The 13,791-nt window shown below is 52.4% G+C and carries 18 protein-coding genes, 1 pseudogene and 1 riboswitch; of the genes and pseudogenes, 12 read left to right on the top strand and 7 right to left on the bottom strand.

Annotation, left to right across the window (positions count from 1 at the left end):
• A pseudogene (locus LZP96_RS22715) lies at positions 1-127 on the top strand (IS6 family transposase); the annotation flags it as partial.
• 126 nt (positions 128-253) lie between these two features.
• Here LZP96_RS22715 and LZP96_RS22710 read toward each other — a convergent pair.
• A complete protein-coding gene (locus tag LZP96_RS22710) occupies positions 254-436 on the bottom strand; it encodes a hypothetical protein (RefSeq protein ID WP_025714552.1) in 183 nt (60 codons plus the stop codon).
• A gap of 118 nt (positions 437-554) precedes the next feature.
• Between LZP96_RS22710 and LZP96_RS22705 the strand changes: the two genes are divergently transcribed.
• From LZP96_RS22705 to arsH, 11 genes are all read left to right on the top strand, one after another.
• Entirely contained in the window at positions 555-908 is a 354-nt protein-coding gene (locus LZP96_RS22705) for a metalloregulator ArsR/SmtB family transcription factor (protein WP_025714553.1), read from the top strand.
• A 56-nt stretch (positions 909-964) separates the two neighbouring features.
• Positions 965-1,444: an arsenate reductase ArsC gene (locus tag LZP96_RS22700; RefSeq protein ID WP_032951254.1), complete on the top strand. Its 480-nt coding sequence runs from the start codon at positions 965-967 to the stop codon at positions 1,442-1,444.
• A gap of 24 nt (positions 1,445-1,468) precedes the next feature.
• On the top strand, positions 1,469-1,834 hold the full coding sequence (arsD, locus tag LZP96_RS22695) for an arsenite efflux transporter metallochaperone ArsD (protein WP_032951256.1): 366 nt from the start codon (positions 1,469-1,471) through the stop codon (positions 1,832-1,834).
• Between the two features lie 23 nt (positions 1,835-1,857).
• The gene (arsA, locus tag LZP96_RS22690; RefSeq protein ID WP_032951359.1) at positions 1,858-3,624 is read left to right on the top strand and encodes an arsenical pump-driving ATPase; all 1,767 of its coding nucleotides are present in this window, start codon (positions 1,858-1,860) and stop codon (positions 3,622-3,624) included.
• A 40-nt stretch (positions 3,625-3,664) separates the two neighbouring features.
• Entirely contained in the window at positions 3,665-4,954 is a 1,290-nt protein-coding gene (locus tag LZP96_RS22685; protein ID WP_032951259.1) for an arsenic transporter, read from the top strand.
• A 57-nt stretch (positions 4,955-5,011) separates the two neighbouring features.
• A complete protein-coding gene (gene arsC, locus LZP96_RS22680; RefSeq protein ID WP_025714558.1) occupies positions 5,012-5,440 on the top strand; it encodes a glutaredoxin-dependent arsenate reductase in 429 nt (142 codons plus the stop codon).
• Positions 5,441-5,512: 72 nt separating this feature from the next.
• The gene (locus tag LZP96_RS22675; RefSeq protein ID WP_032951261.1) at positions 5,513-6,007 is read left to right on the top strand and encodes an arsenate reductase ArsC; all 495 of its coding nucleotides are present in this window, start codon (positions 5,513-5,515) and stop codon (positions 6,005-6,007) included.
• Positions 6,008-6,145: 138 nt separating this feature from the next.
• Entirely contained in the window at positions 6,146-6,658 is a 513-nt protein-coding gene (locus LZP96_RS22670) for a phosphatase domain-containing protein (protein WP_101677559.1), read from the top strand.
• Positions 6,659-6,935: 277 nt separating this feature from the next.
• The gene (locus tag LZP96_RS22665; RefSeq protein ID WP_032951263.1) at positions 6,936-7,949 is read left to right on the top strand and encodes a permease; all 1,014 of its coding nucleotides are present in this window, start codon (positions 6,936-6,938) and stop codon (positions 7,947-7,949) included.
• A 102-nt stretch (positions 7,950-8,051) separates the two neighbouring features.
• Positions 8,052-8,375, top strand: coding sequence for an ArsR/SmtB family transcription factor (locus LZP96_RS22660; RefSeq protein WP_032951265.1), 324 nt, complete (start codon positions 8,052-8,054; stop codon positions 8,373-8,375).
• A gap of 8 nt (positions 8,376-8,383) precedes the next feature.
• The gene (arsH, locus tag LZP96_RS22655; protein WP_032951268.1) at positions 8,384-9,106 is read left to right on the top strand and encodes an arsenical resistance protein ArsH; all 723 of its coding nucleotides are present in this window, start codon (positions 8,384-8,386) and stop codon (positions 9,104-9,106) included.
• A gap of 237 nt (positions 9,107-9,343) precedes the next feature.
• Here the strand turns inward: arsH and crcB are convergent, their stop codons facing one another.
• From crcB to LZP96_RS22625, 6 genes are all read right to left on the bottom strand, one after another.
• Complete coding sequence (gene crcB, locus LZP96_RS22650) at positions 9,344-9,718, bottom strand: fluoride efflux transporter CrcB (RefSeq protein ID WP_071698676.1); 375 nt, start codon at positions 9,716-9,718, stop codon at positions 9,344-9,346.
• A gap of 83 nt (positions 9,719-9,801) precedes the next feature.
• On the bottom strand, positions 9,802-11,091 hold the full coding sequence (gene eno / locus LZP96_RS22645) for a phosphopyruvate hydratase (RefSeq protein WP_032951272.1): 1,290 nt from the start codon (positions 11,089-11,091) through the stop codon (positions 9,802-9,804).
• Between the two features lie 16 nt (positions 11,092-11,107).
• The gene (locus LZP96_RS22640; protein WP_009652877.1) at positions 11,108-11,533 is read right to left on the bottom strand and encodes a universal stress protein; all 426 of its coding nucleotides are present in this window, start codon (positions 11,531-11,533) and stop codon (positions 11,108-11,110) included.
• On the bottom strand, positions 11,530-12,438 hold the full coding sequence (locus tag LZP96_RS22635; protein WP_032951275.1) for a DHHA2 domain-containing protein: 909 nt from the start codon (positions 12,436-12,438) through the stop codon (positions 11,530-11,532). The genes LZP96_RS22640 and LZP96_RS22635 overlap by 4 nt, the downstream gene beginning before the upstream one ends.
• 77 nt (positions 12,439-12,515) lie before the next feature.
• Positions 12,516-12,584, bottom strand: a riboswitch (Fluoride riboswitch).
• Positions 12,585-12,730: 146 nt separating this feature from the next.
• Positions 12,731-13,231 carry an NAD(P)/FAD-dependent oxidoreductase gene (locus tag LZP96_RS22630; RefSeq protein WP_052544833.1) on the bottom strand — a complete coding sequence of 167 codons (501 nt, stop codon included), beginning with the start codon at positions 13,229-13,231 and terminating at the stop codon, positions 12,731-12,733.
• A 243-nt stretch (positions 13,232-13,474) separates the two neighbouring features.
• Entirely contained in the window at positions 13,475-13,687 is a 213-nt protein-coding gene (locus tag LZP96_RS22625; RefSeq protein ID WP_223195099.1) for a hypothetical protein, read from the bottom strand.
• Positions 13,688-13,791 lie beyond the last annotated feature (104 nt).

Below are 13,791 nucleotides of genomic sequence, written 5' to 3'. Positions count from 1 at the left end.
GACGGCTTACGCCACCATCAAAGGTATTGAGGTGATGCGTGCACTACGCAAAGGCCAGGCCTCAGCATTTTATTATGGTGATCCCCTGGGCGAAATGCGCCTGGTAAGCAGAGTTTTTGAAATGTAAGGCCTTTGAATAAGACAAAAGGCTGCCTCATCGCTAACTTTGCAACAGTGCCGGTTCTGATGCTGTCGGGGATGGGGTCCGGGAACTGTCGGTGCCATGATGATGTGATGGACTGATAGCATCCGATCAGTTATCCACCTTTCGGAAACCTCTTCCTGCAACAGGGTATGCTGTCTTGTGTTCAGTATCATGCAGTAAACCGTCATGCGCAATACCATCAATTTCCGCGCATTCGGTTCCGGATAAAACGTCAAAAAAGCGGTCCGGAATCTGCCTGATAAGCCAGCTAATGACTTTTTCGATACGCATGTTAACCCCCTTTACTCAGCATCATAATTATAGATTGTAATATTCGATTTTTCGAATGTGTTGTTGACATGAATTCAGAGAGGACTAAGATGAAGCCGAACGAAACCATGGAGTATTTATGTCCCCAATCACCGCGCTTCAGCTTTTCAAAAATCTCTCGGATGAAACTCGCCTGAAAATCGTGCTGTTGCTGAGAGCGTCAGGAGAACTCTGTGTTTGCGAGCTTTGCGGAACGCTGGAGGAATCTCAGCCCAAGATATCCCGCCACCTTTCCATGCTACGGGAAAGTGGGCTGCTTATTGACCGCCGTGAGGGTAAATGGATCCACTATCGGCTTTCAGCGCACATGCCCGCCTGGGCGGCGGCAGTCATTGAGCAGGCTTATTTGAGCCAGGAAGAGGAAATTGCGCTTCTGGTCAGACGGGTTGCCCGTAACAGTTCCACAACCGGTGGCAGAGCGGTGTGTCTTTAACAGATATAAAAATCCATTAGTACATATATGATTTAACGAATTTATAGGGTGGCATTATGAATATACTATTTTTGTGTACCGGTAATTCCTGCCGCTCCATCCTGGCCGAAGCAACATTTAATGCGCTTTCACCGAAAGAGCATCATGCATTCAGCGCCGGCAGCCAGCCAAAAGGTGAAGTCCATCCCCGTTCCCTGGCTCTTCTCAGAATCAAAGAGATACCCACGGATGGGTACTACAGTAAATCGTGGGACAACCTCCCGGTGACACCTGATGTGGTGATCACGGTGTGCGGTAATGCGGCTGGTGAAACCTGTCCTGCGTATCTTGCTCCGGCAGTCAGGGCACACTGGGGAGTGGAGGATCCTGATAAGGCTACCGGGAGTGATCAGGAAATCGACGCTGCTTTCGAAAAGGCCTGGCAAATTCTTCATCACCGGATTGAAGCTTTTCTGTCGCTTCCGTCATCAGTCATTTCCGGCCCTGAAGAGCGTCTTCAGGCTGAACTGAACCGGATCGGTGAGACCATTTTTTAACTTAAACCTGAAGGAATAGAGATAATGAAAACACTGTCAGTATATGACCCGGCACTTTGCTGCAGTTCTGGTGTGTGCGGTACGGAAGTTGATCAGACTTTAGTGTCATTTTCCGCAGACGTGACATGGCTGAAACAGCAGGGTGTTTCGGTGGAACGCTTTAATCTGTCACAGCAACCGATGGCGTTTGCTGAGAATCCGACAGTTAAAGCCTTTCTTGAACGCTCCGGCGCTGAAAGCCTGCCATTGATTCTGCTGGATGGCGAGTTCGTCCTGTCCGGGCGCTATCCGACGCGCCAGGACCTGGTTCGCTGGTTTGGGATTGTTGAGGAGAAAGCTGGTAGAGCTCCGGTAAAAAGCTGCTGCGGCGGCAACACTTCATGTTGCTGAACTCAGCCGGACAGGAGCCCATCGTGAACTATCTGAACAGTATTCCGAAGTTTCTCTTTTTTACCGGGAAAGGCGGGGTCGGAAAAACCTCGCTTTCCTGCGCAACGGCTATTCGTCTTGCTGATGAGGGAAAACGTATCCTGCTGGTCAGTACCGATCCGGCGTCAAATGTGGGGCAGGTTTTCGGGCAGCAGATCGGTAATACCCTGACGGTCATCTCTGCCGTCCCTGGAATCACAGCGCTTGAGATCGATCCGCAGGCGGCTGCACAACAATATCGTTCCCGCATCGTTGATCCGGTTAGAGGCGTTCTTCCCGAAGAGGTGGTGCGCAGCATTGAAGAACAGTTATCCGGTGCCTGCACAACAGAAATTGCTGCCTTTGATGAGTTCACCGGCCTGCTGACCGATGACGCGTTACTGAATGATTTTGACCATGTGATTTTTGATACCGCCCCTACAGGACACACCATTCGCCTGCTCCAGCTGCCGGGAGCCTGGAGCAGTTTTATCGAGACAAATCCTGACGGTGCGTCCTGCCTTGGTCCGCTGGCCGGACTGGAAAAACAACGAGAACGCTACTCGCACGCCTTATCGGTACTGGCAGACGGGGAAAAGACACGGATAATTCTGGTCGCCCGCGCTCAGCAGTCAACGCTGGCTGAAGTCGCCCGCACGCATGATGAACTGCTGCATGTCGGTCTTAAGCACCAGTACCTGGTGATAAACGGGATGATGCCGGCCGGAGAAGCCTCACAGGACAATCTTGCCAGTGCGTTGTACCAGCGAGAACAACGTATTCTTTCCGGAATGCCGCCGGTACTTACCGCACTACCGACTGACAGGTTAAGCCTGCAGCAGGAAAATCTGGTTGGAGTGAAGGCACTTCGGCGTCTGCTGGACAAAGATAACATCCCATGTGTATCAGCTGATGCGATATCACGCTCTGAGGTCATCTCTGCACCGTCCCTTGAAACGCTGGTTGATGATATTGCCAGGGACGGACATGGTCTGGTGATGTTGATGGGCAAAGGGGGCGTGGGAAAGACCACTCTGGCCGCTGCTGTCGCCGTGGCGCTTGCAGACAAAGGGTTTGATGTTCACCTGACCACCTCCGATCCCGCAGCTCACCTTGAAAACACCCTGAACGGACAATGCCATAATCTCCAGGTCAGTCGTATCGATCCGCATACGGAGACAGAGCGCTACCGGGAACATGTTCTTGCCACGAAAGGAAATGCTCTGGACACACAGGGACGCGCGTTACTGGAAGAAGATTTACGCTCTCCCTGTACGGAAGAAATTGCCGTGTTCCAGGCGTTTTCCCGTGTGATCAGGGAAGCCGGGAAGCGTTTTGTGGTCATGGATACAGCCCCGACGGGCCATACCCTGTTGCTGCTTGATGCGACGGGTGCCTACCATCGTGAAGTGGCCAAACGGATGGGAGATAAGGGACATTATCTGACACCAATGATGCAGTTGCAGGATCCTGAGCGGACCAAAATTATGCTCGTTACCCTGCCTGAAACTACCCCAGTTCTGGAAGCTGCCGGTTTACAGGAGGATTTGCGCCGGGCCGGGATTGAACCCTGGGCATGGCTCATCAATAACAGTCTGGTCGCAACAGAGACAACTTCACCGCTGTTATTGACGAGGGCCGCACACGAAGCTACTCAAATCAATAAGGTCAGGACCGAGCTGGCCTCTCGTATGGCGCTGATCCCTCTGCAACAGGAAGCGCCGACGGGTATTGAGCAACTGCAACGTCTGATCCGTCAGGCGGAAAAATAATAAAGAAGGGCGGGTATCGTTCTGCCCGACAGGAGGTTTTATGTGGCTGGCTGCAGCTATTTTTATTCTGACCATTGTACTGGTCATCTGGCAACCCCGCGGACTGGGAATTGGCTGGAGTGCGATGCTCGGCGCCGCACTTGCACTGATTTCAGGCGTGGTTCACGTCGGTGATATTCCGACCGTCTGGCATATCGTCTGGAATGCGACGGCAACATTCATTGCGGTCATTATCATCAGTCTGTTACTCGACGAATCGGGTTTCTTTGAATGGGCTGCTCTGCACGTCGCACGCTGGGGAAACGGGCGCGGACGCTGGTTGTTTACCTGGATTATTTTACTGGGTGCTGCGGTAGCGGCCCTGTTTGCCAACGACGGAGCGGCGCTGATCCTGACACCTATCGTAATTGCCATGCTACTCGCTCTGGGATTCAGTAAAGGCACAACGCTGGCGTTCGTCATGGCAGCAGGGTTTATCGCGGACTCAGCCAGCCTGCCGCTCATCGTTTCGAACCTGGTAAACATCGTCTCGGCAGATTTCTTTAAACTCGGGTTCAATGAATACGCGTCAGTTATGGTGCCGGTTGATATCGCTGCCATCATTGCCACACTGGTGATGCTGCATCTGTATTTCCGCAAGGATATTCCTGCAACCTATGAAATCTCCCGTCTGAAAGCACCTGAAGAAGCTATCCGCGATCTGAACACCTTCCGGACAGGCTGGGGCGTACTGGCTCTATTGCTGATCGGGTTCTTTGGTCTTGAACCTCTGGGGATCCCCGTCAGCGCAGTTGCTGCTGCCGGGGCACTTATTCTGTTTCTTGTCGCCAAAAAAGGACATGCGATTAATACCGGAAAGGTGCTTCGCGGAGCCCCCTGGCAGATTGTGATTTTCTCCCTGGGTATGTACCTGGTGGTCTACGGGCTGCGTAATGCCGGACTGACTGACTACCTGTCAGCCGTACTTAATCAGTTTGCCAGCCAGGGGCTGTGGATGGCCACGCTGGGCACGGGCTTCCTGACCGCCTTCCTCTCCTCGATCATGAATAACATGCCAACCGTCCTGGTGGGAGCACTGTCTATTGATGGCAGCACGGCGACCGGGGTGATTAAAGAGGCCATGATTTACGCCAATGTTATTGGCAGCGATCTGGGACCCAAAATCACCCCTATCGGCAGTCTGGCCACCCTGCTGTGGCTACATGTACTGGCGCAGAAAGATATCCGGATCTCCTGGGGATATTACTTCCGGGTCGGCATTGTAATGACCCTGCCCGTGCTGTTTGTGACGCTTGTTGCCCTGGTATTACGTTTATCCGTTTCGTTGTGATTAACCTGGCTCCGGTCGTCACGGACCTGTGCCCGTCAAACCTGAAGAGAGTGATTTATGAGCGCAATTACGATTTATCATAACCCGGCCTGCGGTACGTCCCGTAATACCCTCGAGCTGATCCGCAACAGTGGTGTGGAACCCACGGTCATTTTATACCTTGAGACACCGCCAGCGCGTGCTGAGCTGGTCAGGCTCATCGCTGATATGGGGATCAGCGTGCGTGCCCTGCTGCGAAAAAATGTGGAGCCTTATGAGCAACTGGGCCTGGCAGAGGATAAATGGAGTGACGATGAGCTGATTGATTTTATGCTGCAGCATCCCATCCTGATCAATCGTCCTGTTGTGGTCACACCTGTGGGTACCCGGCTGTGCCGTCCGTCTGAAGTGGTGCTGGATATTCTGCCGGATGCACAAAAGGGAGCGTTCAGCAAAGAGGACGGCGAACAGGTGATTGATGCCCAGGGGCAGCGTGTCGCGAAGTAATCCCAGCGGTCGGGCTGTCAGCACCTGAGCGGCCCGATCATACCTTTCCGGCCTGACATAAGGTAAGCCGCGATGATGAGTAAAACATACAATGTCCTGTTCCTGTGTTCCGGGAATTCGGCACGAAGCCTGTTTGCTGAAGTGCTGATGAACCAGCTCGGCGGGGGAAAATTCCGGGCATTCAGCGCCGGTACTCAACCGGCAAGTTCACCTCACCCGCTGACGCTCAGGGTGCTTAACGATCAGGGATTCAGTACTGAATTCCTGAAAAGCAAACATCTGCAAAACTTTCAGCATCCGGATGCTCCGCAAATGGATTTCATTTTTACGCTGTGTGACAAGATGGCGGGAGAAGGATGTCCGGTGTTCCCGGGCGGCCCCATAACAGCTCACTGGGGGTTCCGGGATCCAGCTTCAGCAGAGGGTACCGATAAGGAGAAGTACCACGCCTTTGTGGAGGTTGAAAAACAGATAGCCACGCGCATCCGGCTGTTTCTGAGCCTTCCCCTGGATAAAATCGACCGGATTTCATTACAGCATCAGCTGCAGGCAATGGGACATACCTGATCTGACGAACAATAAACCGTAACCGATCGGTCTCCCTTCCTTACAAACCCTGACTGCGCCCTGAAAACGTTATCCCGGCTGATACAAACAGCACGGATAAGGTAACGGCATAACGTCGAAGATTAATAAACCATTAGCATGGAGCCTTTATTGATGTTTCACCCGTTTGATATTCTCACCCTGGACAATGGCGCCAGGCTGATATTTACCCCCTGTCCGGGAACCAGAGGGGTGCCACTTGCTAATTCATTGAAATCATTAAAAGAAGCCGGGGCACAGGCTGTTATCACCATGATGACGCTGGCTGAACTCAGTGAAAATGAGGCTGATGCCCTCCCGTCACTGTGCGCTGACTTTTATATGGACTGGTTTCACCTCCCCGTAGAAGACAGCTGTGCACCTGAAGCCCCATTTGAACAGGCATTTGCCCGGGAAAAAACGAATCTGCTGGCGATCGTCAGGTCTGGCGGAACGATGGTTATCCATTGTCATGGAGGTTCTGGCCGGACAGGGATGATGGCCGCTATCCTGATGCTCGAGTCAGGGTATCTGCCTGCTCAGGTGAAAAAACAGGTCCAGCTAATCAGGCCAAAATCACTGACTTCTCCGGTGCAGGTCAGTTATCTTAACAGGCGATACGGCTACCAGTAACAACGGCATAATGGTCAGACTGCCCTGCCAGTCGAAACGTATCCATCAGGGGCAAACCTGTCCCCTGATGGTCCGGGGGCGTGATATGTGTCTTTCAAATGCCCGGCAAGCCGGACACTGCACTTTGTTCCGGCGTCAAGATCACAGGCGATATACCAGTGACCCCTCTCTTTTCCTGCTTTACATTTCTATGTTTCCAGAAATATGATTTACAGTAATGGTTGTTTGTATTACCCTTGCTTAATATTCGATACATCCGGAAATACAGGAGGGTTATATGTCCGCAGAACTGCAGGATGTCGCCGGCATGTTTGCCTTACTCGCCGTCGAACTGTCGGCTTTATTTTTACTCATCAGTTTACTCGTTGGTGTACTGCAAAGGCATGTTCCGCCGGCACGTATCGAGGCATTACTCAGTGCTGGCCGCTTCAGAAGCTATTTTCTGGCGGCGGGCCTGGGGGCTATCACGCCGTTTTGCAGTTGCTCAACCATTCCTGTGCTGAAGGGACTCATCCGCGCGCGCGCCGGATTTGGCCCTATGATGGTCTTTCTCTTTGCATCTCCTCTACTGAACCCGGTCATTATTGCCCTGATGGCCGCGACATTTGGGTTAAGCCTGACGCTGATTTATGCCGGCGCCGCGCTTCTGGTATCACTAATTGCGGGATGGTTACTGCAGATTCTGGGTTTTGATAAATACATACGCAGCGGGGTACATGAGGGGAGGGCTTCCAGCCAGACAATTAAACGCGGCAGTACTGTGAGCAGTAAAAGTCCCTGCTGTGGCGAACACCTGTCCGGAAACCACTCCCGTCAGGCTGACATGACGAGAGCTGTACCGGAAAATTGTTGTAAACCGCAATCTGACGTTAATGCCTTACCCCGCCGTTACAGAGGCTTATGGCGTGATACCTGGGCTGACTTCAGAGGTGTTTTCCCCTACCTGATCGCCGGGATAGCTATCGGAAGTATAATTTATGGTTACCTGCCCACGACGTTACTTGAACAGTATGCCGGACCGGCAAATCCTTTTGCCATTCCTGCTGCGGCGATTATTGGTGTGCCCCTTTATATCCGGGCTGAAGCGGTTATTCCTCTGGCGGCTGCATTACTGGCCAAAGGGGTGGGGGCCGGAACGGTTCTGGCCCTTATCATCGGCAGTGCAGGTGCCAGCCTGACGGAACTGATCCTGTTGCGCGCCCTTTTCAGGTTCAGGCTGCTGGCAGCATTCGTGCTGGTCATTATTTCGATGGCGATAATGGCTGGCTACACAGCTTATCTCTTTTTCTGAACAGCCCGTAAATGCGCCCCTGGACATTACTGCTGTCAGATTTACAGGATTGCTATATTTTAAAATTCCATTATTCTGGAAATACAGATTTAAGGAGGTGTTATGGATATTGTTAAGGCGGCAGATGCACTGAAGGAGCTGGGTCATCCGACCCGGCTCGGCATCTTCAAGGAACTGGTTAAATTTGGATATACAGGCTTGCCTGTCGGGGAGTTACAAAAGCGTCTCGATATCCCGGCGTCGACGCTAAGCCATCACCTGTCTGCCCTGTTGTCTGTGGGGCTTATACGCCAGGAAAGGCAGGGGCGCACTCTGTACTGCCAGCCACAGTATGAACAACTGAGCCAGATTGTCGGATTTTTGCTGGATGAGTGTTGCATGGGCAGCGCAGCCAGTGTTTCAACAGTTACATCAACCCGTGAGTAAAGTCTGCAATGAACAAATTGAATGACAGCCTGCCAAATATCATCCCTCACATTTTCAGCGTGCCGGATTTCACTGATAACCCTGTATCTGAAACCCCAGTGCATGCACCGCGTATTTTGATGCTGTATGGATCTGTACGTGAACGTTCTTACAGCCGCCTGGCGACGGAGGAAGGCGCACGCCTGCTCACCGCCATGGGGGCTGAAGTCCGTATTTTTAATCCGTCAGGGCTTCCCCTGCCAGATGATGCTCCGGATACCCACCCGAAAGTTGCCGAGCTCCGTGAACTGGTGCGATGGTCGGAAGGGATGGTGTGGTGTTCCCCTGAACGTCATGGGGCAATGACCGGGATTATGAAAGCACAGATAGACTGGATCCCACTGAGCGAAGGAGCTGTACGCCCTTCCCAGGGGAAAACGCTGGCGGTGATGCAGGTCAGCGGTGGCTCCCAGTCTTTTAATGCGGTAAACCAGATGCGTATTCTTGGCCGCTGGATGCGAATGATCACCATCCCGAATCAGTCATCAGTCGCCAAAGCCTGGCAGGAATTTGATGAAGAAGGCAGGATGAAGCCCTCAGCCTATTACGACAGGATCGTGGATGTGATGGAAGAGCTGATGAAGTTTACGTTGCTTACCCGGGGAAGAACGGCCTGCCTGGTTGACCGCTACAGTGAACGTAAGGAAAGTGCAGAGGCACTTTCTGCGAGAGTTAATCAGCGCAGTATATAGTATGTCAGGGTACCTGCGGTGTCAGCGTTAGGGGCTCACAGAGGAGGGGTTCCGTAAACCCACCTCTGTTTGAGTAGCTGAATGTCTGCCCAGGTAAATGTCGCGGACTGTAATTGTCTTTAGCCGGATTACCGGCATTGCCTCCAAAGCCCTTCACCGGCACAGTTGTTCTCAGGGTACACCATTAATTATGTGCTTGATTATGCCTGGAGGTTAGTTTTGCCTGGTACCTGAGAATCATATAAGACACGCTATCAGATAAAAACCCGCCGCGGTCATCAGCAGCGATCCCATCACGTGCACCAGTACGGAGGTGAAAGCCCACGTGTAATTTCCTGCCTGCAATAAGGTGAAAACCTCGACAGAAAATGTTGAAAAGGTAGTCAGCCCCCCACACAGACCGGTGACGATCAGCAGTTTCCAGGCCGGATCTACGTGAGGATGACGAATGAAATATGCCATTGCGCCACCAATGATAAATGCTCCCAGCAAATTCACTACCAGGGTTCCGGGTGGAAGAGACGGGAAGAAACTGTTGAATTTCATCCCAAAAAACCAGCGGATAATACATCCCACGGCCCCACCAATCATAATTGCTGCCAGCTGACTCAATGCTGCGTTCCCCACCTAAGAAGAATTAAGGCGTATACCGGACTCATCCGGTATACGCTGCTCTGATGTCCGTGATATGCCCGTCAGAGATGACGAACAAAGGCGTTTATACCTGCATACCGGGCTTCGTTGCCCAGCTCCTGCTCGATGCGCATAAGCTGATTGTATTTTTCAATTCGTTCTCCGCGGCAGGGTGCGCCGGTTTTAAGGTGTCCCGCACGCAGCGCCACCGTCATATCGGCGATAAACGTGTCCATGGTTTCACCGCTGCGGTGCGAAATAAAAGCCCCCCATCCGTTTTCATGACACAGTGAAACTGCGTCAAATGTCTCGCTGAGCGTGCCTATCTGATTAAGTTTAATGAGGGCTGCGCTGGCAAGGTTTTCCTCAATGCCACGGCGGATATACTTCACATTGGTCACGAACAGGTCATCACCGACCAGTTCAGCACGCCCGCCCAGTTTGTCGTGCAGATATTTCCAGCCAGTCCAGTCATCCTCTGCGAGTCCGTCTTCAAGCAGAATTACGGGGAACTGGTTCATCAGTTCCCCGTAATAATCCGTCATCTCTTCAGCACTCAGGGCGCTGTTTTCGGTGCGAAGATGATATTTCCCGTCACGATAAAATTCGCTGGAAGCCGGGTCCATACAGATACTGATGTCTTCCCCCGGACGGTAACCGGCTTTTTCAATGGCCTGAACGATGAATTCCAGAGGCTCTCTGTTTGATGAGACGGCAGGGGCAAATCCGCCTTCATCACCCACCGCAGCAGAGAGATCCCTTGACACAAGGATCTGACGCAGGGCCTGATAGACTTCACTGCCCTGACGAACCGCCTCAGTGAGCGTTGATGCACCGTGCGGTGCTATCATGAACTCCTGAAAGTCAGCGCCCTGACCCCGGGCATGAACGCCACCATTAATAATATTCATGCACGGAACGGGCAGAAGACCGGCATTAAGCCCCCCAAGATAGCGGTACAGTGGCTGACGGGTGACCTGTGCAGCCAGTCTCGCTACTGCCAGCGATACACCCAGAATGGCATTGGCGCCGAGCCGGCTTTTGTTCTCCGTGCCGTCAAGCTCCCGCATAATATTATCCAGCCGCCGCTGCTCCCGCACATCGGCTCCCCTGATGGCATCACAGATTTCAGTATTGACGGCCTTAACAGCATCAAGCACCCCTTTGCCACCAAAACGCCCCGGGTCACCATCGCGGCGCTCAGTTGCCTCCCGCGAACCGGTACTGGCCCCGGAGGGCACTGATGCACGAGCCATCAGCCCGTCAGAAGTCCAGGCATCCACCTCTACAGTGGGGTTACCGCGGGAATCAAGTATTTCGCGAGCGGTGACTTTTTCCAGTATAAAATTCATGGCAATCTCCTGTAACTCAGTCGTAAATGTGTTTAATCAGAACATCCACGTTCAGGTGGTTAACGTATTCAGCTGAACGTGAGGTCAGCGTGCCCATAAACCGGTTACGGTGACCTGCAATCACAAGATCCGCACCGGTATCGGTGATGCATTTCTGTATATCCTCGAAACGCCGCATGGTGACCAGCTCACGGGCGTCAACGTGCTCATCCACCGAGGATGTCAGCTCACTGAGCAGCGCCTTCGCCTGGACAACATCCCTGGAGACGGCATCGTCCATCAGGCTGTCCGAGACATAGTTCATCTCCCGGTAGTCGTTACAGATATGGGCAAGCGTGATTTTCATCTCAAGCAGACGGGACAGAGCCGCCGCCAGTGCGAGAAGGGGAACGCCATCCTCTTTCCCCTGAACCAGAACAAGTGCGTGAGTATAGATTTTCATAGCTGTCTCCGGCCTTGCCTGAGGAAATGTTCGAGCCAGGGCAGAAGTTGTTTCTTGCGGCTGACCATGCCCGGTAAGGAGCATGATGTGGCATTACCGCTCTCCGGTCCGGCGAAATAGAGTGTTGAAAAACACTTATTGATATCGGTTACCATCAGCACGATCAGCCCGGCTCCCGTATTTACCACCATCTGCGCCATCGTATTCCGCAGTTCCTCCAGTAAAGGAGCGACCTGATCAGGTGAGCTCACCTCCAGTTGGGCAATACGCACATCTGTGCCTGCGAGCGAAAAAGTCTTAAGATCTTTATTCAGAATCTGACCGGCCGTCTGTCCGGTGATATCGGTTTTAGCGGCCATAAGGCCGTGAACAAAAGCTTTGTGTTTTATTCCCGACAGCACGAAAAGCTCAGCGGCTGTCCGGATATCGTCTTCCGTCGTGGTGGGTGAATGCAGGTTTACCGTGTCGCTGAGCAGCGCACCAAGAAGCAGGATGCCGAGAGTCGGGGGCATGGTGCGGCGCATTTCTGCATCCATCAGCAACCAGAGTACTGTTGCGCTGCTACCTGCCGGTTTTATCCAGACCTCCAGCGGCAGTAAGGTGGCCAGACCTCCCAGCCGGTGATGATCGATAATTCCGATGATATTACTCTCAGGAAGGTCAGCAGGCCCCTGCGCCGGTTCGGTAAAATCGACCAGCCATACCCGTTCCCTTTTCAGGGGGAAATCGAGAAGGGGGGGCAGGGGGATACCGGCTGTTTCAAAAATATAGCGGGTTTCCGGGTTCGCTTCACCGTTCCTCCACGCACGGGAAGGACGGCCCTGTCGGGAAAGCCAGTCAGCTGTGACAGCGGCGGTACAGATGGCATCACTGTCAGGATTGAGATGACCAAAAACATTAATCAAAGATGTATCCCCGTTAAGGGAAGTATACAGGCCAGAAGGATTTATGAACGGCCTGACATACCTCCTGAAATTCAAGAGTCATATCAGGCGTCATCAGCCCCGGACGGGGCGGTTGGGAAAGGTGGAACGCCATCACCTTGACAATAGTATAAGTCAGAAAAAAGAACCTGTCAGCCAGCTTTTTTCCTTACAGCGAGCCGCTAATGAAACGTAAAATGTAAGGCATTAAAATGATTTTATGCACTGTGAAGCCCTTGACTCAGGTAACCCTAGGCTCTGAACTAACTGTTAATCATGGGCTCCGTTTGGGAAAGTGAAAATATTGTACGTAAGGCGGTTTTTTATATTGCAGTGGCCCGATCAAAGACCGACCGGACCGAGTGCTAACTGTCTCCGAAGATAATTTTTTCGAGATTCTGTAAGTCCTGCTGTGATTGCTCATTGAGATGGACCTCTGCCTTGTCGTACCGGGCACCAACCAGGCACTTCTGGCTAATTGCGTATCTGGTTTTACACCAATAGCCAGCAACACCATCCCCGTCGCCAACACCTCGCCCGTATTCAAACTGAGCTGTAAAAGCTGGGTATCACCCACCTGCGTAATCGCTCCCATACCCGATTGCAAACGCAAATTGACGCCCTTCTGCCGGAGCTCCTGGTGTAATACGGCAATCATCTCGGCATCAAGTGGGGTCATCACTTTGGCACCCAACACCAACAATGTCACCCTGAGCCCCAGATTGACCAGTGCCTCCACCATTTTCAACCCGATACCCCCAGACGACCGTGGCATGTGTTAGCCGATGTTAGTGGATATGCGCCAGAATGTTATTCATATCCGGCAGCATACGCAGAGTAAAGACACCAGGGAAGTCAACGCCCTCCAGGGGAGGACGAATTGCGTTTCGCTGAGCAGGAGTTTTTCATAGCTCTCGTGGCAAACCTCCCCCGTCTGCTCATTCCTGATGTGGACCACTTTCTTGTTAGCCTCGATCTGCAACACCTGATGCTCAATACGGACATCAATGTTGAAACGTTAAATAAAATCCTGCGGTGCTTTCAAAAGCAATTGCTGGCGTTCGGGGATCTCGCCTCCGATGTGATAAGGCAGACCACAGATGGCCAAAGATACATAGGCACCACGCTCTAACAGAATAATCTCGAGCGTTTCCGATAAACGCCGGGCCCTCACTGTAGCCGAAGCTCCCCCAGCCACACCACCGACAATCACTAACATGATTTTACTCATGATCAACACCATTCCATTTCAGCCAACTATAACCCCTGCTTGGTTACAGATGATTTAAAGAGATTTTTAAATAACAGACGCCATTATCTTCCGCTGACGGGAAT

This window comes from Huaxiibacter chinensis, from assembly GCF_022171985.1.
GTDB lineage: Bacteria > Pseudomonadota > Gammaproteobacteria > Enterobacterales > Enterobacteriaceae > Enterobacter > Enterobacter chinensis_A.
Note: the sequence above shows the minus strand (reverse complement) of the source record. Positions and strands in the feature narration are given on the sequence as shown.